Raw genomic sequence first — 14,644 nt, 5'->3', positions numbered from 1 at the left:
TGTGCAGGTGGGAGGCGGCCGAACGGATGTCGTACGGATGTTCGAGAAACGGTCCGGAAATGGTCTATGGTGGGGGTGGGAGAGTTGGGAACTGATGTTCGATGGCTGGTGTTCGACCGGTCATCGGGCTCATGAGTCGGGAGGTGCGTGTGCCGGGTTTCACGCATCTGCACACCGTCTCCGGGTTCTCCCTGCGGTACGGCGCCTCGCACCCGGAGCGGCTGGCCGAGCGTGCCTCCGAGCGGGGTATGGATGCCCTGGCTCTCACCGATCGGGACTCGCTCGGGGGTGCGGTTCGGTTCGCCAAGGCCTGTGCGGCGGCGGGGGTGCGGCCGTTGTTCGGTGCGGAGCTGGCTGTGGAGGAGTTCGGACTCTCGGGGGCGGAGGAGTCCGTGGGGCGGCGGCGCCGGGTTCCGGTGCGGGGTGGTGTTTTCGTTGATGAGTCGACGCCACGGGTCACCTTTCTCGCCCGGGACGGGGCCCGGGGGTGGGCTGATCTGTGCCGGATCGTTTCGGCCGCGCATGCCGGTGAAGGGCCGCCGCTGCTGCTTCGGCATGACAATCGGGGGGACGGTCTGATCGTTCTGCTCGGGGCCGACTCCGATGTGGGGCGTGCGCTTGCCGCCGGTCGTCCCGATCGGGCGGCCCGGCTGCTCGGTCCCTGGCGGGAGGTCTACGGGGACTCCCTGCGACTGGAGGCCGTCTGGCACGGGCGTAAGGGCACCGGTCCGGGATCACTGAGGCTGGCCGCCCGTACCGTCGGCTTCGCCGCCGAGCAGCGGGTGCGGCCTGTGCTGAGCAATGCCGTCCGGTACGCGGATCCTGGTCTGGGGCCGGTCGCCGATGTGCTGGACGCCGCGCGCCGGCTCGTGCCCATCGACTCCACCAAGGAGCTGGACTCCGGTGAGGCCTGGCTCAAGGGTGCGGGGGAGATGGTGCGGGTCGCCGAGCGGGTCGTCGAGGCCGCGGGCTTTCGGCGCGATGCCGCGTACCGGCTGCTGGAGCAGACCGGGGCCGCCGCCGCCGAGTGTCTCGTCGATCCCGAGGACGACCTCGGCATCGGCAGCGTTCACTTCCCCGAGCCGTATCTCGTCGGTGCCGGGCAGCGCACCGCCCAGCGGGCGCTGGCCTCACGGGCGGTGGCGGGCATGGTGCTGCGCGGCTATGACGGGCGGCGCGCGTACTGGGAGCGGATGCATCAGGAGCTGGACATCATCGCCCATCACGGGTTCGCTTCTTATTTTCTGACGGTTGCTCAAGTCGTGGATGACGTACGGAAGATGGGGATTCGGGTGGCCGCCCGTGGGTCCGGGGCGGGGTCGCTCGTCAACCATCTGCTCGGCATCGCGCACGCCGATCCCGTGGAGCACGGGCTGTTGATGGAGCGCTTCCTGTCCAAGCGGCGGCTGGTGCTGCCCGATATCGATGTCGATGTGGAGTCCGCGCGGCGGCTGGAGGTCTATCGCGCGATCATCGACCGGTTCGGGAGGGAGCGGGTCGCGACCGTATCGATGCCGGAGACCTATCGGGTGCGGCACGCGATCCGGGATGTGGGTGCGGCTCTGTCCATGGACCCGGCCGACATCGACCGCATCGCCAAGTCCTTCCCGCACATCCGGGCGCGGGACGCCCGGGCCGCCCTGGATGAACTGCCCGAGCTCAGGAAACTGGCGGGGGAGCGGGAGAAGTACGGCAAATTGTGGGAGCTGACGGAGGCTCTTGACGCCCTTCCGCGGGGCATCGCCATGCATCCGTGCGGGGTGCTGCTCTCCGACGCCTCGCTTCTTTCCCGTACGCCCGTCATGCCGACCAGCGGTGAGGGCTTCCCCATGTCCCAGTTCGACAAGGACGACGTCGAGGACCTCGGGCTGCTCAAGCTCGATGTGCTGGGCGTGCGGATGCAGTCGGCGATGGCGCACGCGGTCGCGGAGGTGGAGCGGGTCACGGGGGAGCGGATCGATCTGGACGCGCTCGACTTCGAGCGGGGGGAGGGTGATCCGGAGACGTACCGGCTCATTCGTTCTACGGAGACGCTGGGCTGCTTCCAGATCGAGTCGCCGGGGCAGCGGGACCTGGTGGGGCGGCTTCAGCCGGCCACCTTCCATGATCTCGTCGTCGATATCTCGCTCTTCCGGCCAGGGCCGGTCGCCGCCGACATGGTGCGGCCGTTCATCGAGGCGCGGCACGGGCGGGCGCCGGTGCGCTATCCGCACCGGGATCTGGAGGAGCCGCTGCGGGAGACGTACGGGGTCGTCGTCTTCCATGAGCAGATCATCGACATCGTGCACATCATGACCGGGTGTGGGCGGGACGAGGCGGATCGGGTGCGGCGGGGGTTGTCGGATCCCGAGTCGCAGGGGCGGATCCGGGTGTGGTTCGCGCAGCACGCGGCGGCCAAGGGGTATGACGCGGAGACCATTCGGCGGACCTGGGAGATCGTCGAGGCCTTCGGGTCGTACGGCTTCTGCAAGGCACACGCGGTCGCCTTCGCCGTGCCGACGTATCAGTCGGCCTGGCTGAAGGCCCATCATCCGGCCGCCTTCTACGCGGGGCTGCTCACCCATGACCCCGGGATGTATCCGAAGCGGCTGCTGCTGGCGGACGCACGGCGGCGTGGGGTGCCGATCCTGCCGTTGGACGTGAATGTGTCAGGCGTCGCACACCGCATCGAACTGGTGTCTGAATCCGGGGGGTCGGGGAAGGTCTGGGGGCTGCGGCTCGCCCTCTCCGATGTGTACGGCATCAGTGAGGCCGAGGCGGCGCGGATCGCGCAGGGGCAGCCGTATGCCTCGCTGCTCGACTTCTGGGAACGGGGGCGGCCCAGTCGTCCGCTTGCCCAAAGGCTCGCGCAGGTCGGCGCGTTGGACGCCTTCGGGGCCAACCGGCGTGATCTGCAACTGCACCTGACCGAGCTGCACCGGGGGGCCAGGGGTGGCGGCGGGGGCCAACTGCCCCTGGGCGGGGGGCGGAAGACGGCGCCGGCCGGGCTGCCCGATCTCAGCTCGGCGGAGCGGCTCAGTGCCGAGCTGGGTGTGCTGTCGATGGATGCCTCGCGCAATCTGATGGACGATCACCGGGCCTTCCTCGACGAGCTGGGTGTCGTTTCGGCGAAGCGGCTGCGCGACGCCCGGCACGGGGAGACCGTGCTGGTCGCCGGCGCCAAGGCGGCCACCCAGACGCCGCCGATCCGGTCCGGCAAGCGGGTCATCTTCAGCACCCTGGACGACGGGACGGGCCTGGTCGACCTCGCCTTCTTCGACGACTCGCACGACGCGTGCGCCCACACCGTCTTCCACTCCTGGCTGCTGCTGGTCCGGGGGGTCGTGCAGCGGCGCGGTCCGCGCAGTCTGAGTGTGGTGGGTGCCGCCGCCTGGAACCTCGCCGAGCTGATCGAACTGCGCGACGAGGGCGGCCTGGACGTGGTGGCGGCGCGGCTGGCGGAGCCCGTGCCGGTGCCGACCGGGGACGGCGGGGATCCGGCGCACGGCCGGCGGATCCACCTGCCCACCGGATACGAACTCAACCCGTGGGCCGATCTGCGCCCGGCGGGTCAAGCGCCTTCACAGGTACGGAAGTTGTGGCACCAGAGTCCGGGGAGTGCGGGATGACCATCCTCTGCGTACGTTTCCAGCTGCCGCCGATGCACGAGGCGGCCCTGCCCGGGCTGCTCGGACTGCTCGAGGACTTCACGCCGGTCGTTCAGGCGCTGCCGCCGGACGGGGCGCTGGCCGATCTGCGGGGCGCCGAACGGTACTTCGGGCGCGGCGCGGTCGAGCTGGCCTCGGTGATCCGGGTGCGTGCCCTCGCCCACCACGGCGTCGACTGCGTGATCGGCGCCGGGCCGGGCCCGATGCTGGCCCGTGTCGCCCTGCGGGACGCCCGGCCGGGGGTGACCTGCGTCGTCCCTGAGGAGCCGGACGCCGTCGCGGAGTTCCTCGCCGGGCAGCCCGTCGGCGCGCTGCCCGGCGTCGGCGCCGCGACCGCCCGCACCCTGTGCGAGTACGGCCTCGACACCCTCGGTCTGGTCGCCGCCGCACCTCTGTCCACGCTCCAGCGCCTGGTCGGCGTGAAGGCCGGCCGTGAGCTGCGGGAGAAGGCGAGCGGAATCGACCGCGGGCGGGTGGTGCCGAACGCCGTGTCGCGGTCACTGGCCACCGAACGCCCCTTCACCCGCGACGAGTTGGACCCCGACCGGCACCGCCGCGCCCTGCTCTCCGCCGCCGAGGAACTGGGCGCCCGGCTGCGCGCCCTGGACAAGGTCTGCCGCACCCTGACCCTCACTGCTCGCTATGCCGACCGCTCCTCGACGACCCGCAGCCGCACCCTGAAGGAGCCGACGGCCCACTCGGCGGCGCTGACCAGGGCGGCCTACGGCATGTACGACGCCCTCGGCCTCCAGCGCGCCCGCGTCCGTGCCCTCGCCCTGCGCGCCGAGGGTCTCGACCCCGCCGAGCACGCCTCTCACCAGCTCTCCTTCGACCCGCTCGACGACAAGGCCCGCCGCATCGAGGAGGTCGCGGACCGCGCGCGAGCGAAGTTCGGGCCGCATGCGGTGATGCCGGGGGCGCTCGCTCGCCGCTCAGGGCTCAGTTGGCCCACGGCGGCGTGATGCGTGTGCCGTCGGCCAGCTCCGCCGTCAGGCCGATGGATGTGGTGACCCAGGTGACGGCGGTCCGGTCGGTCGGGTTCTCCACGGCCAGGGTCGCGCCGGGGTTGATGATCAGGGTGTCGCCCGCCGTGATCCGGTCGGTCCGGTCGTCGAGCGTGATCAGCAGCTCGCCGTCGAGCAGGTGCAGGATCTCCTCCCGGTTGACGGTGTGGGCGGGCGCCTTGGTCCCTGCCGGGATCTCGCCGCGCCAGGCGCACAGCTCCTTGCTGCCGGTGCGGGGGGTGGCGTACGAGACGAAGCGGGCGCCGTGGATTTTGTGGGTGACGGCTTCGGATGCGCGGATGACCGGCACGGGTGCCTCCTGGGGGGACGGGTGGTGGGTGGGCCGGGTCGTGCGGGCGGCCCGAGATGGTCAAGCTTCTTGACTATATGAAGTCATGGTCAAGCTGCTTGACCAATCCGTCAAGGGTGTTTCAATGCCTCCGTGCAGAACTCCGAAGCCATGGCCCTGTCCGCCGCCCTGCTCGCCGTCGCCGGTGAGCTCACGCAACGCATCCATGACGGCGTGGTCGCCCGCGGCTTCGAAGGGCTGCGGCCCGCGCACGGTTTCGCGTTCGCCCGGCTCGCCCCGGACGGAGCGACGGTCACCGACCTCGCCGTCCATCTCGGCGTGACCAAGCAGGCCGCGAGCCAACTCGTCGACGAGATCGTGCGCAAGGGATACGCCGAGCGCCGGCCGCATCCCGAGGATGCCCGCGCCCGGCTGGTCGTGCTGACCGAGCGGGGATGGGCCTGTACCCGTGCGGCCGAGGAGGCGGCCGCGGATGCCGTACGGGTGTGGGCTGATGTGCTCGGCGAGGGTGAAGTGCGGGCGTTGCGCGGTCAGTTGGCGCGTATCGCGCCCTATGGGCCCATCAGGCCCGCCTGGTGATGGTTCATCAGTAGTTGTAAAGCGCCCCTTACTACCACTGGAAGTTTTTACTGACGCGTAACTTCACGCGTCTACTACTCGCTCGTAACTTGATGAGTGAACAGCATCCTCGTGATCCGGATCACAGGGCGTAAGGCCATCGCACCTCCCTTGAGCCGCAAGGAGATCACACGATGCTGCCCTGGAAACGCGCGCTCAGACCCCTCGCCGCGCTGCTGCTGACCACCGCGGTCGCCGTCGTCCCCGCCGCCACCACCGCCCAGGCGGCCGAGGCGGCGACCTCGAACAGTGGCTGGAACGACTACTCCTGCAAACCGTCCGCCGCCCACCCCCGCCCCGTCGTCCTCGTGCACGGCACCTTCGCGAACTCCGTCGACAACTGGCTGGGACTCGCGCCGTATCTGGAGAATCGCGGCTACTGCGTCTTCTCCCTCGACTACGGGCAGCTGCCGGGTGTGCCGTTCTTCCACGCCCTCGGTCCCATCGACAAGTCGGCCGAGCAACTCTCCGCCTATGTCGACAAGGTGCTGGCCGCCACCGGCGCCGCCAAGGCCGACCTCGTCGGCCACTCACAGGGCGGCATGATGCCCCGCTACTACCTCAAATTCCTCGGCGGCGCCGCCAAGGTGAACGCCCTCGTGGGCATCGCGCCCAGCAACCACGGCACCACCCTGGCCGGGCTCACCAACCTGCTGCCGTACTTCCCTGGCGCGCAGGACCTGCTCTCCACGGCCACTCCGGCCCTCGCCCAGCAGGTTGCCGGATCCGACTTCATGACCAAGCTCAACGAGGGCGGTGACACCGTCCCCGGTGTCCGCTACACGGTCATCGCCACCAAGTACGACGAGGTGGTCACGCCGTACCGGAGTCAGTTCCTGAACGGGCCCGGTGTGAAGAACGTCCTGATCCAGGACCTGTGCGCGGTCGACATATCCGAGCACGCGTTCCTGGGTCTGACCGACCGGATCGCCTTCCACGAGGTGGCCAACGCGCTCGACCCGGCGCGCGCCACACCCACCACCTGTGCGTCCGCGATCGGTTGAGCACGTGAGCACGTGAGCACGTGAGCACGTGAGGGCGGGTGTGCGGATGTGCGGATGTGCGGATGTGCGGGACGCACCGCCGGAGTCTGACCGGCCTGAGCCGCCGGTCAGACCCCGGAGCCTTGGGGTGCCCGTGTTGTCCGTGGTTTCCGTGGCGTCAGCTGCCGTGGCGCCCGCCGGCCGTCGCCCGCCTGCGCACCGACGCGAACAGGACCGCCGACCCGAGCGCCAGAGTCGCCGCACCGCCCATCGCGAGATACGCCGTGCTGCTGTCCCCACCCGTCTCGGCGAGGTTCTCGGGGGCACCGGCGGCCTTCGGCCGGTTGGCCGGGGCGCCGGCCTGCTCCTCCTCGGCCGCCGCGACCGGCTCCGCCGACGTGCCGGCGTCCTGGTCACCGTGGCCGTGGTGCTCGACCGTCGACTCGTCGGCCCCGTCCTCGATCTGCTCCTCGGAGGGCGCGGAGGCGCTCGGCGCCGCCGAGGCCTCGCCGTCGTCGGCGCCATCGCCGGCGCCGCCCCCGAACGTGACGTCCGAGCAGGAGTAGAACGCCTCCGGGCTGTCCGAGCGCTGCCAGACCGCGTACAGCAGCTGCTTGCCGGAGCGCTCGGGCAGGGTGCCGGAGAAGGTGTAGAAGCCGCCCGAGGCCGCCGGATCGGTGGCCGTCGCCACCGGGTTCGCCAGGTCCAGGTCGTCCCAGGCCAGCGGCTTCGTCGGGTCGTAACCGGCCTTCGTGAGGTAGACCTTGAAGGTGCCCTTGTGTGGGGCGGTCACGCGGTACTTGAAGGTGTACGACCCGCTGCTCACGCTCGTCGCCGGCCAGTCGGCGCGGGCCAGGTCGAGGCCCTTGAACGCCTCGCTGTTCGCGCTGCACAGCTTGCCGTCCGGGATCAGCTCCTGGTGCCGGCCGGCCGCGTCGCCGATGCGTATGCCGTTCCAGTCGTAGAGGGCCTGGGTGCCGCCGGCCGCGACCGCGGCCTTGCAGGCGGCGGACTTCGGGCTCTCGGGGCCCTCCGCGTAACACTGCGAGACCCGGCTGACCGGGTCGCCCATCGAACCGTGCGCCGAGGCGGGAGCCGTGGCGAGCGCGGTCAGGGCGAGCGGGGTCAGGCCGAGGACGGCGACGGCGGCGGCCTTGCGGCGTGCGGGCATGGAAGATCTCCTCAAGGGGGCTCTGAACGCGTGGGGTGAATCCCGTGGGGGCGATCAGAAGCTAGCCCGAGAAAACCGCGAAATCGCCTGTCGGCGGCGGGGGATGGCGATCTTTAGGGTCGCCTTAAGGGAGTGTTCGGACTGCGATCAGGTAGGTACTGTCGCGCTATGACGGACGACGACATCAGGCCGGCGGTCGCCGCCGACGTAGGCATGGTGAAGGCCGTGACGGAGGCCGCCTACCACCGCTACATCGAGCGCATCGGGCGGGCGCCCGTGCCCATGCTGGCGGACCACGCCGCGAACGTGGCCGAGGGGAAGGTGTTCGTCACGGGCGATCCCGTGATCGGGCTCCTCGTGCTCGAGGTGCACGAGGACCATCTGTTCCTCGACAGCATCGCCGTCCACCCCGACGCGCACGGCAAGGGCGTGGGGCGACGGCTGCTGCACTTCGTGGACGCACGCGCGCGTGCGCTCGGCCTGCCCGAGATCAGGCTCTACACGAACGCCCTGATGTGGGAGAACCAGAAGATCTACCCGAAGTACGGCTATGAGTTCGTCGAGCGCCGCGTGGACGGCCAGTACGACCGCGTCCACTACCGCAAGCGGCTCGGCTGAGTTGTTTCATGCGGCCGGCAGGGCGTTTCAGCCTTCCGGCCACCAGGTCCGCGCGATGTCCTTGCGGACCTCGGGTCGTCCCGAGGGGGACTCGTCGGCCTCCTCCCGGAGCCGACGGGCATCCGTCTTCCTCTTCAGGGGCTTCTGCACGGTTACACGGCGCATGGCTGCCTCCTTCAGGGCCACCGAGTTCCGCGTTGTCACGGAGGTAGACCCTTTTGGCGAGAGTTCCTCATCGCCGCTGGTCCTGTCAGTGGCGGCTGTCACCATCCGACTGTCAGTGGCGGGTGTCACTCTTGGCCCATGACGAACGGTGAGCACGCCATCACGGGGACGGGTCCGGACGTGGACTGGGACGCGGCGGCCGTCTCCTTCGACGACGAGCCGGATCACGGCCTGCGCGACCCCGACGTGCGCCAGGCCTGGGCCTCCCGGCTGCGGTCCTGGCTGCCCGGGCGCCCGTCCGACGTCCTCGACCTCGGCTGCGGCACCGGCAGCCTGTCGCTCCTCGCGGCCGAACAGGGACACCGGGTCACCGGGGTGGACCGGTCCCCGGCGATGGTCGACCTCGCCCGCGCCAAGCTCGCCGGACGGGACGCGGCGTTCCTCGTCGGTGACGCGGCGGCGCCACCGGTGGGGGAGGAGCGCTTCGACGTGGTGCTCGTACGGCATGTCCTGTGGGCCCTGCCCGACCCGGGCCGCGCCCTGCGGCACTGGCGCGGGCTGCTGCGCCCGGGTGGGCGGTTCGTGCTGGTCGAGGGTGTGTGGGGGACGGCTGTGCCGGCCGTCGGTATACCGGCGGACCGGCTCGCCGCCCTGCTGGCACCGCTCGCCGGGGACGTGCGCGTGGAGCGACTGTCCGGGGACGCCCGGCTGTGGGGGAAGGGCGTGGACGACGAGCGGTACGCGGTGGTGGCGGAGGTGGCCTGACCCAAGGGGTGTGGTGCCTTCGGGAACTGTTCCAGGAGCCCAACGGCCTTCGGGAGCTATCCCAGCAGCTCTGCGAAGCCCTCCCCGCGCGCCAGCGCCTCCAGTGCGTCCAGCGCGGACACGGCGGCCGCGGCGGCCTGCGGATCCGTCCGCCCGAGGCCGCTCTCGGCGAACTCGTCCTCGTCCAGGCGACGCACGTCCGTGCCGTCGGCGGAGCACCACAGGTCCAGGTCGAGGTCCTCGACGACCAGTTCGGCGTCGGACAGCGTGGCCGGGCGGGTGATGTCGCAGTACCAGCCCTTGAGGGCTCCCGTGCCGTCGCGGACCTCCTTCACGGCGTACCAGCGGTCGCGCCAGTAGTACTCGGTGAAGACGTCGCCCGGCTCGAAGCGGACGAAGCCGAAGTCGCGGACGCCGGCGCCGGACCAGGGGGCGCGGACGGCGATGCGGGTGCGGTCGTCGGAGAGCAGCTCGGCCTTGTAACGGATCTTCGTACGACCGCCCTTGACCAGGACCACGTCCAGCAGGCGGAGCCGGTCAGCCGAGTTCGCGGACATAGCGCACCTCCGTCGCACAGATTTCGTAGCCGAACCACTTGTTGATCGCGAGCATCGGGCCGTTGCCGGTGTCGTTGCCCGTGAACGCCTCCGTGAGACCGGCCGCGCGGGCGCGGTGCAGGGAGTCGTTCTTGGCGAGCTTGGCCAGGCCCCGGCCGCGGAAGGCGCGGGCGGTGCCGGTCATGCCGCTGGCGTACCGGGTGCCGCCGTCCGTGTGGGCCAGGCTGAAGGCGGCGGGACGGCCGTCGACGACGGCTACGGACGTCAGGTCGTGGCTGAGGACGGGGTGGTTCCAGGTCTCCTCCAGCCAGGCCTCGTAGTTCGTGAACTCATAGGTGACGTCGCTCGGTTCGTCCGACACCGTCTCCGCGTCCAGCTCGAACAGCGGGCGCGGATCGTCCGCGAAGTCTGCTGCCGTGCGCAGCTCGACGCCCGGGGCCGGGGCCTGGAGCGGGGGCAGAGTGCCGTTCGCCAGATCCAGGCGGAGGAAGTGTGCCGAGCGGCCCTCGCGGTAGCCGCGCCGTTCGGCGAAGGCGCGGTTGCCCGGCGCGTCGAGGATCCAGGCGAACAGTCTGGTGGCGCCTCGCTCGGCCAGGTACTCCTCGGCGGTGCGGACCAGGAGTGTGCCCGCACCGCGACGGGTGCGCTCCGGGTGGACGTACACGTTGACGTAGGCCTGGCCGGGCTCCGGGCTGTCGTGGATGAGCCCGACCTGGGCCGTGCCGATCACCTCGCCGTCCTCCTCCGCGACGAGCGGCCGGTAGTGGGCATCCGGGTGGATGTGGGTGGCGTCGTAGGCGATGGAGTCCGGGGTCACCACGAAGAAGGGCAGGGCGAGGCGCCGGACGTGGGCGAATCCCTCGACATCGGCTCGGACTTCGGGACGCAGGGGGCGCACGGTCATGGTCATCACGGCGCACGCTACGTGGGAGTTGAGCCGGGGTGCCTCTTATTTTCCGGCGGGTACGGGACAATCGCCCTGTGACCTTGAAGATCCACATCGACGACAGTGCCGCGCCGTACGAGCAGGTGCGGGCGCAGATCTCCGAGCAGGCGCGATCGGGGGTGCTGCCGGTCGGGTACCGGCTGCCGACCGTGCGAGGGCTGGCGGAGTCGCTGGGACTGGCGGCCAACACGGTCGCGAAGGCGTACCGGGCGCTGGAGAGCGACGGGGTGATCGAGACGCGCGGGCGCAACGGCACGTTCGTGGCCGCCGCCGGCTCGGCCGCGGAACGTGAGCTGGCGTCGGCGGCGCAGGCGTACGTGGAGCGGGCTCGCAGGCTTGGGCTCGCCGAGGCGGACGCGCTGGCGGCCGTGCGGGACGCCCTGCGGGCGGCATACGGGGAGTAGTCAGCGACGGGTGGCCAACTCCGGCGTGCGGGTGACCGTGCGGCCCGCTCGCGACGCCGCCCTCCCGAAGACCACCGCGTCCCGCACCGCCGCCCCGCCGGGGTCGTTGTTGAAGTACGCGTACATGTCCTCGGCGTCGGACCAGGTGGTCGCGATGCGGTCGACCCAGGTCTCCAGGGAGCGTCGGCCGTAGCGGGGCCAGGGGTGGGCGCGGCCCTCGTGGAAGCGGACGTACCCCCAGTCCGTGGTGCGCCACAAGGGGGTCACCGGGCGGGCCTGGACGTCGGCCCAGCACAGGGCGGCCTCCCGGGACTCCAGGACCTTGCGGATCTCCGGCGTCCACCAGGACTCGTGACGGGGCTCGACCGCGATCCGTGTCCCGGAGGGGAAGCAGGCCAGGCAGGCGTCCAGGAGCTCGGGGTCGGCGCGCAGGGTCGGCGGGAGCTGGAGGAGTACCGGTCCCAGGCGGTCGCCCAGGCCCGCCGCGTGGGACATCAGACGGTGGACCGGCTCCTCGGGCTCCTTCAGGCGCTTGATGTGGGTGAGGTAGCGGCTCGCCTTCACCGCGACCACGAAGTCCCGCGGCACCCGGTCACGCCAGGCCTCGAAGTTCTCCCGCGTCGGCAACCGGTAGAACGCGTTGTTGATCTCCACCGTGGCGAAGTGCTCCGTGTACTCCTCCAGCCACCGCCGCAGGGGCACGTCGGTGGGGTAGAAGGCGCCCCGCCAGTCCTTGTACTGCCATCCCGACGTGCCGACGAACAGGGTCATACACCCATGAAAGCACCGGAGTGCTACAGGTACAGCCCCGCGTCCGCCCCGTCCCGCGGCTCCGGCAGCGACGTCGGGGAGGTGCCCCGCTTCAGCGCGTACAGCTCCGCCAGGGTGGCCCCCTCCCGGCCGACCCCCTCGTCGGTGCCCAGCCAGTTCACCGCCTCCCGGCGCGTCAGCGGACCGACCTCGATACGGGCCAGACAGCGGCCGGGGCGGACGACGGCGGGGTGGAGCCGCTCCAGGTCCTCGTTGGTCGTCACGCCGACCAGGACGTTGCGGCCCTGGCCCAGCAGGCCGTCCGTCAGGTTCAGCAGCCGCGACAGCGCCTGGCCCGCCGTGTGCTTGGCCTCGCCGCGGATCAGCTCGTCGCAGTCCTCCAGGAGCAGCAGCCGCCAGCGGCCCTTGCCGGTCCCGTCCTCCTCGCCGATCGCGATGTCCATCAGATAGCCGACGTCACTGAAGAGCCGCTCCGGGTCCAGCACGCAGTCCACCTGGCACCAGTCCCGCCAGGAGCGGGCCAGCGTCCGCAGCGCCGACGTCTTGCCCGTGCCCGGCGGGCCGTGCAGCAGGAGCAGACGGCCCGCGATGTCCTCCGGGGTCGTCTTCATCAGCTGGTCCATCGCGTCCGCGACCGGCGCGGTGTAGTTGGCCCGCACCTCGTCCCAGGTGCCCGCCGAGATCTGCCGGGTCGTGCGGTGCGGGCCGCGCCTGGGGGAGACGTACCAGAACCCCATGGTCACGTTCTCCGGCTGCGGCTCGGGCTCGTCCGCCGCGCCGTCCGTCGCCTCGCCCAGCACACGCGCCGCCAGTTCCTCGCTGGTCGCCGTCACCGTGACGTCGGCGCCCCGGTTCCAGCGGGAGACCAGCAGGGTCCACCCCTCGCCCTCCGCCAGCGTCGCGCTGCGGTCGTCGTCGCGGGCGGTGCGCAGCACCTTGGCGCCCGGCGGCAGGAGCGTCGCCCCGGACCGCACGCGATCGATGTTCGCCGCGTGCGAGTACGGCTGCTCGCCCGTCGCGAAGCGGCCGAGGAACAGCGCGTCGACGACGTCGGACGGCGAGTCGCTGTCGTCGACGTTGAGCCGGATCGGCAGAGCGTCGTGTGGGTTCGCAGACATGCGGCCATGATCCGTCACACGGCGGCCCGGTGCACCCGGTTTCCGTGGCACGTACCGCCAAAGGTCCAGAGTGACGAAACCCGCCCGAGCGGCTGTCGCCCCCGTTACCGTTGTCCTTGATGGGACGTCATGGGTGGAATTCGGGGGCACGGCGGTGGCGGCTCACCGCGCTGCTCGGTGTGGGCGTGGCCGCTCTGGCCCTGGTGGTGACCCTGCTCAACACGCTTCCCGGAAACGGCGCGAGCACCGAGGGCACCACACGCGACGGCGACAAGGTGCACGGCAACCCGACCGCCACCCCGGACGCCACGAACCCCGAGGTCGGCTGGGGGTTCACGCACACCCAGTACAGCGCCGACGAGGGCGCCGCCGCAGCCGTGAAGCGCGTCGAGGGACGACTCGCGGACGCCGGGGGCCTGCCGCAGATCCAGCACATCATGGGATGGGGCGCCGACAACCCCGAGCCGGTCCAGGGGCGTTACGACTTCGAGGCGATGGACCGCCGCATCGACTTCATCCGCGCCTCCGGCAGCACCCCGGTCGTCACCCTGTGCTGCGCCCCCGACTGGATGAAGGGCGGCAAGGCCGGCGTCGACGACACCGACTGGAGCCAGGCCGCCCTGGAGACGGCGCCCGAGCCCGAGCACTTCGACGACTTCGCCGCGCTGGCCGCGACCGTCGCCAAGCGCTATCCGGACGTACGGCACTTCATCGTCTGGAACGAGTTCAAGGGCTTCTGGAACGACGCCGAGGCCCGCTGGGACTACGAGGGCTACACCCGGCTCTACAACCTCGTCCACAAGGCGTTGAAGAAGGTCGACCCCGACATCATGGTCGGCGGGCCGTACCTCGTGATGGACAGCGTCGACCCGCGCGCCGAGGAGGCGTCGACGGCCCTGAAGGGCAGTTGGGGCGCCCTGGACCAGCGCATCGTCGACGCCTTCGCGTACTGGAACGAGCACAAGGTGGGCGCCGACTTCGTCGTCGTCGACGGCTCCAGCTACACCCGGGACGACGAGCTGCTGCCCGACGAGTTCACGGCCACCGACAAGTTCACGGCCGTGGGCCAGTGGGTGCGGCGGCAGACCGGTGACCTGCCGCTGTGGTGGGCCGAGTACTACGTCGAGCCCGCCGACGGCAACGACGACCGCAAGGGCTGGTCCGAGGCCCGCCGCGTCGCCGTCCAGGCCGCCGGGATGATCGCGATGGCCAAGGGCGGTGCCACTTCCGGCTTCTACTGGAACCCGGAGAAGGAGCAGGGCACCGAGTGCGCCGGGTGTCTGTGGACGCCGACCGACACCGCGGGCGGCGGAGAGAAGCTGCCGATGTACGACCTGGTCTCCCGGTTCGGCAAGGAGTTCCGGCCCGGCACCGAGTACGAGAAGGTGTCCCTCGCCGACGCCGACAAGACCGACGTCCGGGTCCTGGCCACGGACAAGGCGGTCCTCGTCGTGAACACCCTCGACCGGCAGACCGGCGCGGAGATCGACGGCAAGAAGCACGAGCTGCAGGCCTACGAGGTCAAGTGGCTCAAGCGCTGAGCCACTCGACCTCCGGCGGAACCGTC

Annotated in this window: 15 protein-coding genes; 8 read left to right on the top strand and 7 right to left on the bottom strand. The window is 70.9% G+C overall.

Annotated features, from left to right (window positions below):
- Window positions 1-149 precede the first annotated feature (149 nt).
- Both ACIREI_RS17680 and ACIREI_RS17675 read left to right on the top strand, forming a co-directional pair.
- Window positions 150-3,608 (top strand): DNA polymerase III subunit alpha, encoded by a 3,459-nt coding sequence (locus ACIREI_RS17680; RefSeq protein ID WP_403333580.1) that lies wholly within the window; start codon window positions 150-152, stop codon window positions 3,606-3,608.
- On the top strand, window positions 3,605-4,609 hold the full coding sequence (locus ACIREI_RS17675) for a DNA polymerase thumb domain-containing protein (RefSeq protein WP_403333578.1): 1,005 nt from the start codon (window positions 3,605-3,607) through the stop codon (window positions 4,607-4,609). The genes ACIREI_RS17680 and ACIREI_RS17675 overlap by 4 nt, the downstream gene beginning before the upstream one ends.
- Here ACIREI_RS17675 and ACIREI_RS17670 read toward each other — a convergent pair.
- Complete coding sequence (locus tag ACIREI_RS17670; RefSeq protein ID WP_403333576.1) at window positions 4,587-4,961, bottom strand: cupin domain-containing protein; 375 nt, start codon at window positions 4,959-4,961, stop codon at window positions 4,587-4,589. The genes ACIREI_RS17675 and ACIREI_RS17670 overlap by 23 nt on opposite strands.
- A 132-nt stretch (window positions 4,962-5,093) precedes the next feature.
- Between ACIREI_RS17670 and ACIREI_RS17665 the strand changes: the two genes are divergently transcribed.
- Entirely contained in the window at window positions 5,094-5,540 is a 447-nt protein-coding gene (locus ACIREI_RS17665; protein WP_403333574.1) for a MarR family winged helix-turn-helix transcriptional regulator, read from the top strand.
- 173 nt (window positions 5,541-5,713) lie between these two features.
- A complete protein-coding gene (locus ACIREI_RS17660; protein WP_403333572.1) occupies window positions 5,714-6,583 on the top strand; it encodes an esterase/lipase family protein in 870 nt (289 codons plus the stop codon).
- Window positions 6,584-6,740: 157 nt separating this feature from the next.
- On the opposite strand, the gene ACIREI_RS17655 is transcribed toward ACIREI_RS17660, so the two are convergent.
- The gene (locus ACIREI_RS17655) at window positions 6,741-7,733 is read right to left on the bottom strand and encodes a lytic polysaccharide monooxygenase (protein WP_403333570.1); all 993 of its coding nucleotides are present in this window, start codon (window positions 7,731-7,733) and stop codon (window positions 6,741-6,743) included.
- Window positions 7,734-7,901: 168 nt separating this feature from the next.
- Here ACIREI_RS17655 and ACIREI_RS17650 point away from each other — a divergent pair, with 168 nt between their 5' ends.
- Window positions 7,902-8,351, top strand: coding sequence for a GNAT family N-acetyltransferase (locus ACIREI_RS17650; protein ID WP_403333568.1), 450 nt, complete (start codon window positions 7,902-7,904; stop codon window positions 8,349-8,351).
- A 27-nt stretch (window positions 8,352-8,378) separates the two neighbouring features.
- On the opposite strand, the gene ACIREI_RS17645 is transcribed toward ACIREI_RS17650, so the two are convergent.
- Window positions 8,379-8,516: a hypothetical protein gene (locus tag ACIREI_RS17645; RefSeq protein WP_403333566.1), complete on the bottom strand. Its 138-nt coding sequence runs from the start codon at window positions 8,514-8,516 to the stop codon at window positions 8,379-8,381.
- 138 nt (window positions 8,517-8,654) lie between these two features.
- Here ACIREI_RS17645 and ACIREI_RS17640 point away from each other — a divergent pair, with 138 nt between their 5' ends.
- On the top strand, window positions 8,655-9,281 hold the full coding sequence (locus ACIREI_RS17640; RefSeq protein ID WP_403333564.1) for a class I SAM-dependent methyltransferase: 627 nt from the start codon (window positions 8,655-8,657) through the stop codon (window positions 9,279-9,281).
- A gap of 56 nt (window positions 9,282-9,337) precedes the next feature.
- Here ACIREI_RS17640 and ACIREI_RS17635 read toward each other — a convergent pair whose 3' ends face one another.
- Together ACIREI_RS17635 and ACIREI_RS17630 are read right to left on the bottom strand one after the other, a co-directional pair.
- Complete coding sequence (locus ACIREI_RS17635; RefSeq protein ID WP_403333562.1) at window positions 9,338-9,838, bottom strand: DUF402 domain-containing protein; 501 nt, start codon at window positions 9,836-9,838, stop codon at window positions 9,338-9,340.
- Window positions 9,819-10,748: a GNAT family N-acetyltransferase gene (locus ACIREI_RS17630; RefSeq protein ID WP_403333560.1), complete on the bottom strand. Its 930-nt coding sequence runs from the start codon at window positions 10,746-10,748 to the stop codon at window positions 9,819-9,821. Before ACIREI_RS17630 ends, ACIREI_RS17635 begins: the two co-directional genes overlap by 20 nt.
- 71 nt (window positions 10,749-10,819) lie before the next feature.
- Between ACIREI_RS17630 and ACIREI_RS17625 the strand changes: the two genes are divergently transcribed.
- On the top strand, window positions 10,820-11,188 hold the full coding sequence (locus ACIREI_RS17625) for a GntR family transcriptional regulator (RefSeq protein WP_181449789.1): 369 nt from the start codon (window positions 10,820-10,822) through the stop codon (window positions 11,186-11,188).
- On the opposite strand, the gene ACIREI_RS17620 is transcribed toward ACIREI_RS17625, so the two are convergent.
- Both ACIREI_RS17620 and ACIREI_RS17615 read right to left on the bottom strand, forming a co-directional pair.
- On the bottom strand, window positions 11,189-11,959 hold the full coding sequence (locus ACIREI_RS17620; protein WP_403333559.1) for a DUF72 domain-containing protein: 771 nt from the start codon (window positions 11,957-11,959) through the stop codon (window positions 11,189-11,191).
- Between the two features lie 23 nt (window positions 11,960-11,982).
- Window positions 11,983-13,095 (bottom strand): DUF5925 domain-containing protein, encoded by a 1,113-nt coding sequence (locus tag ACIREI_RS17615; RefSeq protein WP_403333558.1) that lies wholly within the window; start codon window positions 13,093-13,095, stop codon window positions 11,983-11,985.
- A 101-nt stretch (window positions 13,096-13,196) separates the two neighbouring features.
- On the opposite strand from ACIREI_RS17615, the gene ACIREI_RS17610 reads away from it, so the two are divergent.
- Complete coding sequence (locus tag ACIREI_RS17610; protein ID WP_403333556.1) at window positions 13,197-14,618, top strand: xylan 1,4-beta-xylosidase; 1,422 nt, start codon at window positions 13,197-13,199, stop codon at window positions 14,616-14,618.
- Window positions 14,619-14,644 lie beyond the last annotated feature (26 nt).

Origin of the sequence: Streptomyces sp. NPDC093591, assembly GCF_044764885.1 — a bacterium.
Classification (GTDB): Bacteria; Actinomycetota; Actinomycetes; order Streptomycetales; family Streptomycetaceae; genus Streptomyces.
Note: the sequence above shows the minus strand (reverse complement) of the source record. Positions and strands in the feature narration are given on the sequence as shown.